This is a genomic window from Streptomyces sp. NPDC051662 (assembly GCF_040681655.1).
Lineage (GTDB): Bacteria > Actinomycetota > Actinomycetes > Streptomycetales > Streptomycetaceae > Streptomyces.
In genome coordinates this window covers 424470-439307 of the sequence record NZ_JBFAZD010000005.1, presented here as the reverse complement: position 1 = coordinate 439307, position 14838 = coordinate 424470, and the positions used below count along the sequence as shown (strand labels likewise).

12 protein-coding genes are annotated in these 14838 nt (G+C 71.0%); 5 read left to right on the top strand and 7 right to left on the bottom strand.

Annotated elements, in window-relative coordinates; translation table 11 throughout:
* Positions 1–459: 459 nt before the first annotated feature.
* Both AB0M67_RS11965 and ptsP read left to right on the top strand, forming a co-directional pair.
* On the top strand, positions 460–909 hold the full coding sequence (locus AB0M67_RS11965) for a PTS glucose transporter subunit IIA (RefSeq protein ID WP_365745144.1): 450 nt from the start codon (positions 460–462) through the stop codon (positions 907–909).
* A gap of 90 nt (positions 910–999) precedes the next feature.
* The gene (gene ptsP, locus AB0M67_RS11960) at positions 1000–2670 is read left to right on the top strand and encodes a phosphoenolpyruvate--protein phosphotransferase (RefSeq protein ID WP_365745142.1); all 1671 of its coding nucleotides are present in this window, start codon (positions 1000–1002) and stop codon (positions 2668–2670) included.
* 83 nt (positions 2671–2753) lie between these two features.
* Here ptsP and AB0M67_RS11955 read toward each other — a convergent pair whose 3' ends face one another.
* Together AB0M67_RS11955 and AB0M67_RS11950 are read right to left on the bottom strand one after the other, a co-directional pair.
* The gene (locus AB0M67_RS11955; RefSeq protein ID WP_365745140.1) at positions 2754–3725 is read right to left on the bottom strand and encodes a hypothetical protein; all 972 of its coding nucleotides are present in this window, start codon (positions 3723–3725) and stop codon (positions 2754–2756) included.
* A gap of 63 nt (positions 3726–3788) precedes the next feature.
* Positions 3789–5780, bottom strand: coding sequence for an acetoacetate--CoA ligase (locus AB0M67_RS11950; RefSeq protein ID WP_365745138.1), 1992 nt, complete (start codon positions 5778–5780; stop codon positions 3789–3791).
* A 278-nt stretch (positions 5781–6058) separates the two neighbouring features.
* Between AB0M67_RS11950 and AB0M67_RS11945 the strand changes: the two genes are divergently transcribed.
* The gene (locus AB0M67_RS11945) at positions 6059–8425 is read left to right on the top strand and encodes a TIM-barrel domain-containing protein (RefSeq protein ID WP_365745136.1); all 2367 of its coding nucleotides are present in this window, start codon (positions 6059–6061) and stop codon (positions 8423–8425) included.
* A 131-nt stretch (positions 8426–8556) separates the two neighbouring features.
* On the opposite strand, the gene AB0M67_RS11940 is transcribed toward AB0M67_RS11945, so the two are convergent.
* A complete protein-coding gene (locus tag AB0M67_RS11940) occupies positions 8557–9108 on the bottom strand; it encodes an NUDIX domain-containing protein (protein ID WP_365745134.1) in 552 nt (183 codons plus the stop codon).
* Positions 9109–9189: 81 nt separating this feature from the next.
* Here AB0M67_RS11940 and AB0M67_RS11935 point away from each other — a divergent pair, with 81 nt between their 5' ends.
* Together AB0M67_RS11935 and AB0M67_RS11930 are read left to right on the top strand one after the other, a co-directional pair.
* Positions 9190–9996: a M15 family metallopeptidase gene (locus tag AB0M67_RS11935; protein WP_365745132.1), complete on the top strand. Its 807-nt coding sequence runs from the start codon at positions 9190–9192 to the stop codon at positions 9994–9996.
* A 125-nt stretch (positions 9997–10121) separates the two neighbouring features.
* Positions 10122–10532, top strand: a complete 411-nt coding sequence (locus AB0M67_RS11930) for a DUF962 domain-containing protein (RefSeq protein ID WP_365745130.1) — start codon at positions 10122–10124, stop codon at positions 10530–10532.
* A gap of 9 nt (positions 10533–10541) precedes the next feature.
* Here AB0M67_RS11930 and AB0M67_RS11925 read toward each other — a convergent pair whose 3' ends face one another.
* Genes AB0M67_RS11925 through AB0M67_RS11910 form a run of 4 tightly spaced genes read right to left on the bottom strand, consistent with a single transcriptional unit; the run spans position 10542 to position 14835 of the window.
* Entirely contained in the window at positions 10542–11150 is a 609-nt protein-coding gene (locus AB0M67_RS11925) for an ATP/GTP-binding protein (protein WP_365745128.1), read from the bottom strand.
* Complete coding sequence (locus AB0M67_RS11920; protein WP_249950953.1) at positions 11131–11526, bottom strand: DUF742 domain-containing protein; 396 nt, start codon at positions 11524–11526, stop codon at positions 11131–11133. Before AB0M67_RS11920 ends, AB0M67_RS11925 begins: the two co-directional genes overlap by 20 nt.
* Before the next feature lie 10 nt (positions 11527–11536).
* Entirely contained in the window at positions 11537–11980 is a 444-nt protein-coding gene (locus AB0M67_RS11915) for a roadblock/LC7 domain-containing protein (protein WP_365745126.1), read from the bottom strand.
* Entirely contained in the window at positions 11977–14835 is a 2859-nt protein-coding gene (locus tag AB0M67_RS11910) for a nitrate- and nitrite sensing domain-containing protein (protein ID WP_365745124.1), read from the bottom strand. The genes AB0M67_RS11915 and AB0M67_RS11910 overlap by 4 nt, the downstream gene beginning before the upstream one ends.
* Positions 14836–14838 lie beyond the last annotated feature (3 nt).

Here is a 14838-nt window from a genome sequence, read left to right as displayed (position 1 = left end):
AACCCACCGGATGATCCAGCAGGTCGGGGTATCAACATATCTGGCGTTGACTTTTGGCACGCTGTTGAGTTCTCAAGGAACGGACGCTTCCTTTGGTCCCGTTTCCGGTCCCTCCGGGCGCTTCCCTTCGGCATTTCGTGTTTCAAACTCTATCAGGCCTTTTTGCTGTTCCTGACCACTCGTTCCGCAGGCATGCTAAAGCGGAATCCGGGTTGGGATCGAGGCTTGATAGGCGCCGCCGACCCCCGACTCAAAGTCGCGTTGGGGTCAGGCAGGAGTACGACAGTACATGCGGGCGGCCGACGCAGGCAAATCGGTTTCGGTGGTCCCATGGCCCGTCAACCCACAGCACTCACGCGGAACCGTCACTTCCTATGACTTACCCTTCTGAACAGCACGTCGCCCCCTCACGGACGGTGACGACGGCCCGTACGTTTTCTCCGCCCCTGGAGGCTCCCCATGACCATCGTGACGGCCCCGCTCGCCGGACGCGCCATCGGATTGCCCGCTGTACCCGACCCGGTGTTCGCCGGTGCGATGGTGGGGCCCGGTATGGCCATCGATCCCGTACGGGAGCCGGGCGAGGCCGTCTCCCCGGTGGACGGTGTGGTGGTCTCCCTGCATCCGCACGCCTTCGTCGTGGTCGACTCCGACGGGCACGGAGTGCTGACGCACCTCGGTATCGACACCGTGCAGCTCAATGGCGAGGGCTTCGAACTGCTCGTCAACAAGGGCGACACGGTCACCCGCGGACAGGCCGTGGTGCGCTGGAACCCTTCCGCCGTGGAAGAGGCCGGCAAGTCGCCCATCTGTCCCGTCGTGGCGCTGGAGGCCACCGCCGATTCCCTCTCCGAGCTCCGCGAGGACGGCGATGTGAAGACCGGCGACTCACTCTTCGGCTGGCAGTGACGCCGTCGACGTATGTCAGGGGCGGGCGCGGTGCGCTCGTCGTACATCCATCGCGGCGACCGGGTCGCCGCATAACCGGAGACGGGTGAAATGGAGACAACGCTGCGAGGCGTCGGGGTCAGCCACGGAGTGGCGATCGGCGAGGTCCGGCACATGGGGACCGCGATGCTGGAGCCCCCGGCCAAGTCGATCCCGGCGGAGGAGGCGGAGCGCGAACAGGGGCGTGCTCACCAGGCCGTCGAGGCGGTGTCGGCCGATCTGATCGCCCGCGGCAATCTGGCCGGCGGCGAGGCGCAGGCCGTGCTTGAGGCACAGGCGCTGATGGCACAGGACCCGGAGCTGATGGCCGATGTGGAGCGGCGGATCGCCGTCGGGAGCACGGCCGAGCGCGGGGTGTACGACGCGTTCGCCTCGTATCGCGCGCTGCTCGCCGGTGCCGGCGAGTATCTGGCCGGGCGGGTCGCGGACCTGGACGATGTGCGGAATCGTATCGTCGCCCGGCTGCTGGGCGTTCCGATGCCGGGCGTGCCGGACAGTGACGAGCCCTATGTACTGATCGCGCGTGATCTCGCGCCCGCCGATACGGCGTTGCTCGACCCGACGTTGGTTCTCGGCTTTGTGACCGAGGAGGGCGGGCCGACGAGTCACAGCGCGATTCTGGCGCGTGCGCTCGGGGTGCCCGCTGTGGTCGCGCTGCCGGGCGCCGGTGAGCTGGCCGAGGGCACCGTGATCGCGGTGGATGGCAGCACGGGCGAGATCTTTGTCGAGCCGAGTGCCGAGAAGCGGGCCGAGCTGGAGGCGGCTGCCGCCGCGCGGAAGGCCGCGCTGTCCGCCTCCACCGGGCCGGGTGCGACATCGGACGGTCACAAGGTGCCGCTGCTCGCCAATGTCGGCGGTCCCGCGGATGTGCCGGCGGCCGTCGAGGCGGGTGCGGAGGGCGTCGGGCTGTTCCGTACGGAGTTCCTGTTCCTGGACGACAGTAAGCAGGCCCCGTCGGAGGAGAAGCAGATCGCCGCGTATCGCGCGGTGCTTGAGGCGTTCCCCGAGGGCCGGGTGGTCGTACGGGTGCTGGACGCCGGCGCGGACAAGCCGCTGGACTTCCTGACGCCCGCCGATGAGCCGAATCCGGCGCTCGGTGTGCGTGGTCTGCGGAGTCTGCTGGATCATCCGGATGTGCTGCGGACGCAGCTGACCGCGCTGTCGAAGGCGGCCGAGGGTCTGCCGGTGTATCTGGAGGTCATGGCGCCGATGGTGGCCGACCGCACGGACGCGAAGGCGTTCGCGGACGCCTGTCGTGAGGCGGGGCTGCACGCGAAGTTCGGGGCCATGGTGGAGATTCCGTCGGCCGCTCTGCGGGCGCGCTCGATTCTTCAGGAGGTCGAGTTCCTTTCGCTGGGGACCAATGACCTGGCGCAGTACACCTTCGCGGCCGACCGGCAGGTGGGTGCGGTGTCCCGGCTCCAGGATCCGTGGCAGCCGGCGCTGCTGGATCTGGTGGCGCTGTCGGCCGAGAGCGCCAAGGCCGAGGGCAAGAGCTGTGGGGTGTGCGGTGAGGCCGCCGCCGATCCGCTGCTCGCCTGTGTGCTGACCGGGCTGGGTGTGACGTCGCTGTCGATGGGCGCGGCGTCGATCCCGTATGTGCGGTCGACCCTGGCGAAGCACACGCTGGCGCAGTGTGAGCGTGCCGCCGCCGCCGCGCGTGCCGCGGACACCGCCGAGGGTGCGCGGAAGGCCGCGCGGGCGGTGCTGTCCGGGGAGTGATCCGAGACGGCCGGATCCCGGTCGGGGTTCTGGAGGGGCTTCCCGCCGTACAGGGCGGGAAGCCCCTCTGTCGTTGGCTCCGTTCAGTGGTGGGTCCCGGTGTCGTCCGGGCCGAGGTCGAATCCCGGGCAGTACTCCACGCCGGATTCGGGGGAGACCGGTTCTCCCGTGTCCGCGTCGGTGCAGTAGGCGCTGAAGACCTCGCCGGCGGTGAGGGGAACGAGGCTGCCGTGCTGGAGGCGCCAGCCGTGGAGCCGGTCGGGGTCATCGGCTCGGGTCGTACGGAGCACCACTCCCCCGGCGCTCTCCAGGGCGATACCGACAGCCAGCACGGTCACGAATTCGGTGGCTTGGGACGAGTCGAGCCGGGCGGGCCCGCCACCAGGATCCTTGGGGCTACTGCCAGGGCTGCCTTCGGAGCCGCTGTCGGGACGCTCGGTGCACAGGACCGCGAGGAGTCGCTCGTCGACGGCGGGGACGCTGCAGACGAGGTGGTGTGTGCCGGAGCCGGCGCCTTCGAGCAGCCGGAGCAGCAGGTGGGAGGCGCGGTCGAAGGCCGCGCGCCCGATGTCCTGCCCACAGTCGGCGCACTCGCCGAGATCGGCGAGGAGCGTGGTCGCGTACTCCCAGGTGGCCCTGCGGACAGCGGTGCTGATGAGCTGTGGGACGAGGCTGTCGATGGGCTGGCCGGTATAGGCGATGGCGGCGCCGCTCCCGGGGATGCGGGCCGTGAAGCGGCCGCGGCTGTCCGCGGTGTCGGGGTCGAGACCCGATGCCGCGCAGTACTCGGCGTACTCCTCCGGGTCGAAGAGGGCGACGGTGGTGTGGACGCCCTGGGACGCCAGGGATTTCAGCAGTCCGTCGATCCCTCGCAGATAGGCGGCGTGGTCGTCGAAGGTGAAGGTGCGGTAGCGCCGCATCGCGGTGAAGTCCTGCTCGTCGGCCAGCAGGCCGACGGTGCTGGGGACTTCGCGGCGCAGTCCGCGCCGCGCGGTCCCGGTCGTTCCGTGTGGTGTCCGCTGTGGTGTTCGGTCGCTGTGGTCGGTGTGCGCCATGGCTCCCCCTGAGCACGGTCGATCATTGCTCACTCAGAGTAACCAGCGGGTCTGACAACGCGGTCAGTGGCGCTCGCGGGCGAGGTTCTCGTAGAAGCGGAGGAGTTCGAGGTTGTCCACGGACCCCGCGTTGACCGCCTTGTCGAGCGCCGCGCCCTGGAGGAGGCGCTTGACCGGGACTTCGATGCGCTTGCCGGTCAGGGTGTGCGGGATTCCGGGGACCTCGATGATCTCGTCCGGCACATGGCGTGGCGAGAGCTGTTCACGGATCGTCGCCTTGACCCGGGCACGGAGCGTGTCGTCGAGCACGGCGCCCGGGGCGAGATGGACGAAGAGCGGCATCCAGTAGCCGCCGTCCGGCTCCTCCAGGCCGATGACGAGGGATTCACGGATCTCGGGAAGACGTTCGACGGCTTCGTAGATGTCCGCGGATCCCATACGGACGCCCTGCCGGTTCAGGGTGGAGTCGGAGCGGCCGTGGATGATGACCGAGCCCCGGTCGGTGAGGGTGATCCAGTCGCCGTGGCGCCAGACGCCGGGGAACATCTCGAAGTAGCTGTCGTGGTAGCGACTGCCGTCGGGGTCGTTCCAGAAGCGGATCGGCATGGACGGCATGGGGTTGGTGACGACCAGTTCGCCGACCTCGCCGATGACGGCTCTGCCGTGCGGGTCCCAGGCCTGGAGATCCGTCCCCAGACAGGCCGCCTGGAGTTCGCCGATATGGACGGGGAGGGTGGGTACGGCGCCCGCGAAGCAGCTGCATACGTCGGTGCCACCGCTGACGGAGGCGATCCACAGGTCCTCGGCCACCTCGTCGTGGAGCCAGCGGAATCCGTCGGGCGGCAGGGGTGAACCGGTGGTGGCGACGCACTTCACCCGGGAGAGGTCGTGGTCGCGGCCCGGGTGTGCCTCTGCCTTGCGGCACGCCATGACGTAGGCGGCCGAGGTGCCGAAGAGAGTGGCGCCGGTCCGTTCCGCGATGGCCCACTGGGCATCGATGGCGGGGAAGCCGGGGCTGCCGTCGTACAGCACGATCGTGGTGCCGGTGAGCAGGCCGGAGATGAGGAAGTTCCACATCATCCAGCCGGTGGAGGTGTACCAGAAGAACCGGTCCTCGGGACCGAGGTCGCAGTGCAGGCCGATCTGCTTGAAGTGCTCCAGGAGGACTCCGCCCTGGGACTGGACGATCGCCTTGGGCAGACCGGTGGTGCCGGAGGAGTAGAGGACCCACAGGGGGTGGTCGAAGGGGACCGGTTCGAAGACGGGCCGGGTGTCTTCGGTCGCGGCGGTGCCGGCGGTGAGGTCCGCCCATTCCAGGGCGCCTTCGGGGGCCGGGGTGCCGAGAAGCGGGACATGCACCACGGCGCGCAGGGTGGGCAGTTCGCGCCGGAGTTCGGCGACGGTCTCCGTGCGGTCGTGCTCCTTTCCGCCGTAGCGGTAACCGTCGACGGCGAACAGGACGACGGGTTCGACCTGCTGGAAGCGGTCCAGCACGCTGCGGGCGCCGAAGTCGGGCGCGCAGGAGGTCCAGACGCCGCCGACCGCCGCGGTGGCGAGCAGTGCGGTGACGGCCTGCGGGACATTGGGGAGGTAGCCGCTGACGCGGTCTCCGGGGCGTACGCCGAGGGCGCGCAGCTCGGCGGCGAGTGCCACCACCTGGCGGCGCAGCTCGGTCCAGCTGACCGGGGTCACCTCATGTGTCTCATCGACATGGAGGAGCGCCGGCTCATGGGCGCGCGCCGGGTCCTCAGCGGTACGGAGCGCGTGTTCCGCGTAGTTCAGGGTGGCGCCGGGGAACCACTGGGCGCCGGGCATGGTGCGGTCGCCGAGGACTTGTTGGTACGGGGTGGTGAACCGTACGTCGAACCAGTCGGCGACGGCGGCCCAGAAGGTGGCGAGCTCATCGACGGACCAGCGGTGCAGCGCCGCGTAGCCGCCCTCCGCCGGGGCGCCGTACCGGTCGGCCGCCCAGGCCTGGAAGCGGGTGATCCGGGCGGCGGCGATACGGTCGGGGCCCGGCTGCCAGAGGGGTGCGGGGCTTGCTGCTGCGGTCATGGTGCGGCTCCCGGGCTGACTCGGCGCTGAGATGATCGACGCTTGTGCACTCGACGCTGGTGTACTCGACGCGGGTGTACTCGACGCGGGTGTGCGTCGGCCGCGCACACGTGCGGGGTGTGCTCGTGTATGCGACCGAGACGGACAATGCCATGTGATCGTCTTTCACACCAGGGTTGCTTCCCTATGGTCGGCCAGGCAGATATGTGCTCCCACCACAGGTGAACGGGAGTTGAACGGAGCATCCGAGGCTCCGGACGGATGGCAGGCTGAGCAGCATGGACGGTCGTGAACTGGTGCGTTCGATAAAATTGTTCGGTTCGGTGCGAGGGCTGCGCGCGGTGCGGTCGGCCTGGCGCCAACGGCGGACGGACGCCAGGGAGCTGGCGCCGCGCGGTCCCGAGCGGGCCCGGGTGCCCGGGCCGGTCACGGGCGCCGAGCCGCTGCCCGGCGGGGGCACCGTACGGTTCGAGCGCGCGGAGCTGCATGTGTGCGTCATGGTGGGCGGCGCCGTCTTCTGGGGATGGGACGGCGCGGAGCCGCTGCCCTCGTACGCGCTCGCCGACGAGCCACCGGAGCCGGATCCGCGGGCCGGGCTCGAACCCGACAAGGACGGCGGCTGGCGGGTCGTGTCGGAGCGGGTGACGGTCGCGATCTCGCGCAACGGCGGGGTCGAGGTCCGTACCCCGGGTGGGGTCGTGCTGCGCCGGGAGCTGCCGCCACGCTGGTGGGAGCCGGTCGCGGGCGGGACGGCGCGCTGGGTGCAGCGGAGCGAGGTGTCCGCCGACGCGCGCTTCTTCGGCCTGGGCGGGCGCGGCTCCGGGCCCCGGCTGCGGGACGGGACGTACCGGCTGTGGAACACCGATCCGGGCGGTGCCTTCGGCCCCGACGACGATCCGCTGTACGTGACGATGCCCGTGCAGCTGGTGGTCGCCGACGCCGGAACGCATCTGGCGTTCCACGACAACTCGTGGGACGGCCGGGTCACGCTCCGGGAGGGCGAGGAGGGCGCGGGCTCCGGGCACGACCGGCCGGGCACGAGCGAGCTCCGGATGGACGGCGGACCGCTGCGCTGCTGGGTGGTGACCGGTACACCCGCGCGGGTGCTGCACAGCTGGACGGCGCTGAGCGGAGCGCCCGTACCGCCCCCTTCCTGGGCGCTGGGGCCGCAGCACGCGCGCTGGGGGTTCGGCAGCGCGGAGGAGGTGCGGCGGGTGGTCGCGGGGTACCGGGAGCGCGGGCTGCCGCTGTCCGCCCTCCATCTCGACATCGACCACTACGACGCGCATCAGGTCTTCACCGTGGACCGCGAACACTTCCCCGATCTGCCGGGGCTCGCCGAGGAGTTGCGCGCGGACGGGGTCCGGCTGGTCTCGATCGTCGATCCGGCGGTGAAGGCGGAGCTCGGGAACGAGGTGTACGAGAGCGGGCGCGCGGTCGGTCCGGCCGGCGCGTTCGTACGGGACGGGCGCGGGCACGAGGTGCACGGTGTCGTCTGGCCCGGCGAGTGCGTCTATCCGGACTTCACGGATCCGGCGGTGCGCGACTGGTGGGGCGGGCTCTACGAGGAGCGGCTGGCGCAGGGGTTCGCCGGGGTGTGGCACGACATGAACGAGCCGGTGTCCTTCGCGCCGTTCGGCGACACGACCCTGCCGCGCTCGGCCAGGCATCAGTTGGAGGGGAGGGGCGGCGACCACCGCGAGGCCCACAATGTGTATGGACTCACCATGGCGCGGGCCGGTTATGAAGGGCTGCGGCGACTGCGGCCGGACGAGCGGCCCTTTCTCTTCTCGCGCTCCGGCTGGGCCGGGATGCAGCGGTACGGCGGCACCTGGTCCGGCGATGTGTCGACCGGCTGGCCGGGGCTGCGGGCGTCGCTCTCGCTGGTGCTGGGGCTCGGGCTGTGCGGCGTGCCGTACTCGGGTCCTGACGTGGGCGGTTTCGACGGAAGTCCGAGCCCCGAGCTGTATCTGCGCTGGTTCCAGCTGGGCGCGTATCTGCCGCTGTTCCGTACCCACGCGGCGATCGACGCGGGGCGCAGGGAGCCCTGGGAGTTCGGCCCCGAGGTGCTCGAACACGCGCGGGCCGCGCTCGCCGGGCGGGAGCGGCTGCGGCCGTACTTCGTGACGCTGGCTCAGCTGGCCCGGCTCACCGGGGCGCCGTACGTCCGTCCGGTGTGGTGGGGGGCGCCGGAGGACCGGGCGCTGCGTGACTGCGAGGACGAGTTCCTGCTCGGCGACGCGCTGCTGGTCGCGCCCGTGCTGGAGCGCGGCACGGACCGGCGGGCGGTGCGCCTGCCGCGCGGCCGGTGGTACGACACGGTCACGGAGAAGGCGTACGAGGGCCCCGGCCAGGTGCTGCTTGACGCGCCCCGGTCACATATCCCCGTCCTGGCACGGGCGGGTGCGGTGATTCCGGTACAGGGCGAGGACGGCCGGCCCGAACTGGAGGTGTGGGCGCCCGCCGCGGGGCGCTCGGGGGGTGGTCTGGTGGTACGGGATCCGGGCGACGGGCCGGGGGTGGCGGAGGTGGCGGAGGTGGAGCGCTACACCTCGCGGCTGGTGAACGGCGAGGTCCGGGTGGAGCGGGTGACGGACGGGGGCGCGGTGGAGCCGGAGTGGGCGGTCCGGGTACGCGGACGGTGAGCCGGGCCCGGAGCGAGGGCCGCGGGCGAGGCCTGTAGTCGGGAGGGCGGGCAAGGCCCGTAGGCAGGGGCCCCGGGCAAGGTCTGTAGGCGCCGGGGCCGGATCGGTGAGTCCGTCGGGGCGCTCGTCGCTCAGGGACGTACCGCCGTGCCCGCCGTCCCGTAGCGGCCCGCGAACCACGCCCGTACGACGTCCGTGTGCAGCGGGAACGCCAGCTCGGCCGGGCCGCGCAGCAGGTGCCGGCCCGCGGTCTCCTCGGTCGGGACCGAGGGCGGCAGCCGGTCCGCCCGACGCTCGGGGAGCAGCCCGAAGAGCAGCAGATGGCCGTCCGGAGAGCTGAGCGCGTCGGCGAGCCGTACGTCGTGCGCGGACGCCTCGATACCGGTCTCCTCCCTCAGCTCCCGTACGACGGCGTGCCGCCAGTCCTCGGTGCGTTCGATGAAACCGCCGGGGAGGGCGAGACCGCCGTACGCGGGCTCGATGGTGCGGGTGATGACGACGAGCGCGGTGCCCTTCTCGTCGGTCACCGGCAGGAGCGCGACGGCGACGGGCAGCGGGTTGAGATAGGCGGTGGCACCGCAGGCCGCGCACGTGCGGGGCCAGCCGGCTCCCGGCGGGTACGGCGTTCCGCAGCTGCCGCAGTGCGAATGCGCCTTCGCGGGCTTCTTCTGGGACTCGGACACGCGCGGACTGTACCGGACGCGCGCGGACCGTATCCGATCGCTCTTCCCCGCGGTCCCCGGAGCTGATAGACGAAGGTGCCCATGACACGTCTCATATCCGCACTCCGCGTCCTGGCCGCCTCCGCCGCCGCCCTGCTGACGGTCGCCGCCACCGCACCCGCCGCGCGGGCCACGCCGGAACCGGTGGCACCGAAGGAGTTCGTGGCCCTGCGCACGGTCGCGCCGACGATCATCCAGGAGATGCGCTACCTCACTCCGCACAACTTCGTGGGCGAGCCCGTGGCCGGTTATCGGCAGCCGGTCTGTCTCGTCACCCGCCCCGCCGCCGAGGCGCTGCGCACCGCGCAGCGGAAGCTGCTGCGGCAGGGCTACTCGCTGAAGGTGTACGACTGCTACCGGCCGCAGCGGGCCGTCGATCACTTCGTACAGTGGGCCGAGGATCTCCAGGACGAGCGCATGAAGCCGGAGTTCTATCCTCGGGTCGACAAGTCGCGGCTGTTCGCGGACGGTTACATCGCGGAGAAGTCCGGGCACAGCCGGGGCAGCACCGTCGATCTGACGCTCGTCAAGCTGCCGGCCCCGCCGACGCGGCCCTATGTGCCGGGCGAGAAGCTGGCTCCCTGCTACGGGCCGAAGGCCGAGCGGTTCCCCGACAACTCCGTCGACATGGGCACCGGCTTCGACTGCTTCGACACGCTCGCGCACACCGATGATCCGCGCGTCCAGGGCGAGCAGCGCGCGAACCGGCAGCTCTTGAAGTCGACGCTGGCCGGTGTGGGGTTCACCAATCTGCCCGAGGAGTGGTGGCACTTCACACACAAGCCGGAGGTCTTCCCTGACCGCTACTTCGACTTCCCGGTGGCATGGCGTTCGGTGATGGGGAGCTGAGAGCGGCGGCGGGACGGGAACACGACGGCCGGCCGGGGCCACCCCCGTGCGCTCCGGCCGACCATCTCCCAGTGGGACGCGCTGGACCCGTATCCGGTTCACGGGAAAGCCATTACGGTGCCCATATGGCGCAGCGAACATATGAGCATCGGACGAGTGAGCGGCAGACGAACGAGCGACAGCCGGTCGAGCCGCGGACGTTCGATTCGTACGAGGAGTTCTGGCCCTACTACGTCGCCATGCACTCCAAGTCGGCGACGCGCTGGCTCCATCTCACCGGCACGCTCACCGGGCTCGCGGTCAGTGCCTACGGGCTGGCACGCGGACGGAAGCGGTATGTGGCGGCGCTGCCGCTGATCGGCTACGGGACGGCCTGGCCCGCCCACTTCCTCATCGAGAAGAACAATCCCGCCACCTTCGGCCATCCGGCCTGGTCGCTGAGGGGGGATGCGCGGATGATCCGGATGATGCTGGCGGGCCGCGACCGGGAGCTGGCGGAGACGGCCGCCAAGTGGCTGGCCGCGAACCGCCCCTGACGCGCCGGGTCAGGTCGTGGCCGCGTGCTCGCGCTGCCGCGCGGCCAGCGTCATGGCGTGCTCCACGACCGCCACCAGCACTTCCTTGACGGACTCGCGTTCGCGCGCGTCGCACATCACCAGCGGGACCTCCGGGTCGAGGTCGAGTGCCGACCGTACGGTCTCGCTCGGGAAGCGGTCCGCGCCCTCGAAGCAGTTGACGGCGACGGTGAACGGGATGCCGCGCCGTTCGAAGTAGTCGACGGCGGCGAACGAGTCCGCGAGGCGGCGGGTGTCGGCCAGCACGACGGCGCCCAGGGCGCCCTGGGCCAGCTCGTCCCAGAGGAACCAGAAGCGGTCCTGGCCCGGGGTGCCGAAGACATACAGCACCAGGTCCTCGCGGAGTGTGATCCGGCCGAAGTCCATGGCGACCGTGGTGGTCGTCTTGCCTGCGACCCCCTCGACGTCGTCGACGGGCCGGCCGGCCTCGCTCAGCACCTCTTCGGTACGGAGCGGTCTGATCTCGCTGACCGCGCCCACGAGGGTGGTCTTACCCACCCCGAAGCCCCCGGCGACCAGGATCTTCAGCGTCACCGGTTCGGCCGGACGCTGCCTGTGGCTAGAGCGCCCGAAGACCATTGATCACCTCGCGGAGAATGCTCACATCCGGCAGTTCGGCCGGCGGAACGGGACGGGTTACGTGCACGATTTCGTCCTCCACCAGATCGCCCACGAGGACCCTGACCACCCCGACGGGGAGGTCGAGGCCCGCGGCCAGCTCGGCGATCGACTGGGGGCTGGTGAAGCAGCGTTCGACGATCTCCACGTGCTCGGGGGAGAGCGTCTGGTCCCGGCCGGGGTCACCGGCCGCGGGTTCACAGACGACGAGCGCGATCAGGTCGAGCCGGTGGCGCGTCGTGCTGCTGGTGCGGCCGCGCGTCATCGCGTACGGGCGTACTACCGGTCCGGCTTCACCGTCGAACCAGTGCTGCTGATCCTGATCTCCGTCGCTCATCGGGGCCCGCTCACCCTCCGGCGGGCAGGCCGGTCCGTGGCGCCGTACCCAGGTGGACGCCGACCCGCTTGACCATGAGCGTCATCTCGTAGGCCACCTGTCCGACATCGGAGTCCGCGTCGGACAGGACGGCCAGACAGCTGCCGTCGCCCGCCGCGGTGACGAAGAGGAACGCGTCGTCCAGCTCCACCACGGTCTGCCGGACCTTGCCCGCCTCGAAGTGCCGGCCCACGCCCTTGGCGAGGCTGTGGAAGCCGGAGGCGACGGCGGCGAGATGCTCGCCGTCCTCGCGTGTGAGGTCCTTGGACGTTCCGGTGGCGAGTCCGTCACCGGAGAGCACCACCGCTTTACGGATGCTGGCGACCCGGTCCACGAGTTCGTCGAGGAGCCAGTTGAGCTCTCCGACGGCGTTGGGGTCCATGGAGTGGCGTGCTGCGGCGTTCGGTGCGGTCATCGACCGTCCCCCTCCGATGTGGTTCCTTGTATCTCGCCGGGGCCGGTGGAGTCCTCGGCATCGTTCTGCCGACGGCCACGCTGCCAGCCCCGCTGGAGCGAAGCCATGCGGCTGCGTACTTCGTCCGCGTCCCGCTCGGCGTCCTGGCCCGTGGCGGGCGAGCGGTCGGTGCCACGGTCCTGAGCGGTGTCCTTCAACTGCGGGGCCAGACTGGCCTGCCGAACCCGGCGGGGCAGTCCGTCGATCGTGGGCGGGGGCCCGTCGGCCGCCGGCTCGCCCGGTGCCGAGGAGCGCGTGGGCTGTGCCGGTACGCCGGACCAGGTGCGGCCCGCTCCGCCGGCCGCCGGGTCCGGGGCCGCGGCGGGCATGGCGCGGCCCGGCTCGTCCACGCGCCGGCCGCGGTCCACGACCAGGGTCGGGGGCTTGCGCCGTGGCAGTCCCGCCGGGCGCTCGGACTGACCCGCGGTGGCGTCCGTCGGGCGCGGCGGCTGTCCGTGCCGGCCGCGCGGCGGCGGGACGGGGCGGCCGTCGCGCCGGTCGCGGAAGTCCCTCGCGTCGTCCCGGGGGCCGCGCGCGTCGTCACGGCCCAGCAGCCCGTCACGGGCGTCGCCGGTGTCCCGGCCGCCGTACGCGTCGCGTGCGTCGTCGCCGACGTACGGAACCTCAAGACTGGAGTCGCGGAGATGTTCCCGCGCGCGGAACAGTCCGCCGCGCTCGCTCTCCGTGTCATCGATATCGGTGATGCCGTCACCTCCGCCGAGCAGTGGCCCGCTCTCCCTTTCGAGAGCGCGTACCGGAGGTTCGAGTTCGACCGGACCGTCGAGCACGGACGGGTCGCTGCCCAGTCCCGCGGGGACCTGCGCGAGCGCGGTGCGGCGGCCACCGCCACCACCGCCGTCGGCGCGATGGCGGCCACGGTCCGTGGTGGTCTTGCGGTCGAGCCGGAAGCCGATGCCCTCGGTCTCGGGCGCGTCGGTGAGCAGCGCGACCGGCAGGAACACGATCGCGGTGGTCCCGCCGTACGGGGAGGGCTGGAGCGAGACACGTACGTTCTGCCGCTGGGCGAGCCGGCTGACCACGAAGAGCCCGAGGCGGTCGGTGTCGGACAGTTCGAACTCGGGGGTCTCGGCGAGCCGCAGATTCGCGTCGAGCAGCACTTCGGGGGCCATCCCGAGACCGCGGTCGTGGATCTCCAGGGTGAATCCGTTGGCGACCCGCTCGCCGTGCACCTGCACCGCGGTGTGCGGGGGCGAGAACACCGTGGCGTTCTCCAGGAGTTCGGCGATGAGATGGGTGAGGTCGGCGACCGCGGGGCCGCCGACGCCGATGCGCGGCAGCCTGCGGACCTCGATGCGCTCGTAGTCCTCCACCTCGGCGACCGCCGCGCGCACCACGTCCATGAGCTGGACCGGCTTGCGCCACTGCCGGGAGGGGGCGGCTCCGGAGAGGATCACCAGACCCTCGGCGTGCCGTCGCATACGGGTGGTGAGGTGGTCGAGCCGGAAGAGGTCGGCCAGCTCCTCGGTGTCCTCCGTACGGCGCTCCATCGTGTCCAGGAGCGTGAGCTGACGGTGCAGCAGGACCTGGTTGCGCCGGGCGAGATTGACGAACACCTCGGAGACACCGCGCCGGAGGTCGGCCTGTTTCACGGCCGCTTCGACGGCGGCGCGCTGGAGCGTATTGAGCGCCTGGCCGACCTGGCCGACCTCGTCCCTCTCGTAGTCGAGCCGCGGCGCCTCGGTCTCCACGTCGACCGGTTCGCCCGCGGCGAGCCGGCGCATGACGCTGGGCAGGCGTACGCCGGAGACCTCGTGGGCCTCCTTGCGGAGCGCGGAGAGGTCGCGGATCAGATCACGGCCGACGCGTACGGACACGATGATGGAGACGAGGAGGGCGATCAGTCCGAGCGCGGCGGCGAAGCCGACCCGTACGAAGATGTCGGTGCGTACGGGGTCGATGTGCTCCCGGTACAGCTCGGTGGCCTCGTCGCTCTCGCGGGTCAGGTCCTCCAGGACCGAGGCCGTCATCCGCTGCCAGCCGGCTGCGTCGACCGTCTTCGGACGCTCGGTGGCGCCCGCCGCGATGAGACGGTTCTCCGCCTCACGCAGCGCGAGCGTGGCGGGGGTCCGCCAGTACTGTTCGAGCGTCGCGCGGTCCGAGAGCGGCAGGTCGGCGAGGTTGGTCTCGTAGAGCAGCGTGCGGCTCGCGACCAGGTCGGAGGTGCCGCGGATGTCTTCGGGTGACATTCTGCGCGCGATCAGCGCGGAGGCGACGAGCGCGTCCTCGCGGGAGAGCATCTCCCGTGCGCGGTCGAATCCGATCAGCGCCCGGCCCCAGTTGTCGCCGTCGACGTCCTCGTGTCCGTACAGAGAGGCCAGGAAGTTATGGCTGGGGTCGATGAGTCCGTTGTAGAAGGCGAGCGCCTTCTCGCGGGTGACCGTGGACTCGTCCACGGAGCGGCGCATCAGCCCGAGGCCTTCGAGGGAGTCGCCGAGCCGGGTGTACCGCTCGGTCGAGATGTCATCCATGCGGTTGAGCACCGCTGATTCGGCTTTGCCGACCGTGTCCAGGGCCCGGTCGGTGTCACCACGCCGGGCGCGGAGTTCGGTCAGTGAGTCCGCGGCCGTGGGGTCGGCCAGAAAGATGAGCGACTGCCGTCGTTCGCTCTGGAGAACACCGACCATCTCCTCGACAGGGTTGCCGACGGTTTTGATGACATGTCTGACATCGATGAGCTGCTTGGCCTGGCTGCCGGCGAGCGTGGTGGCCAGTCCCCAGAGGACGGTCAGCGCGACGAGCGGCACGAGCAGCAGCGCCACGATCTTCCGGCGGATGGATTTCCCGCGAAAGCGCATGGC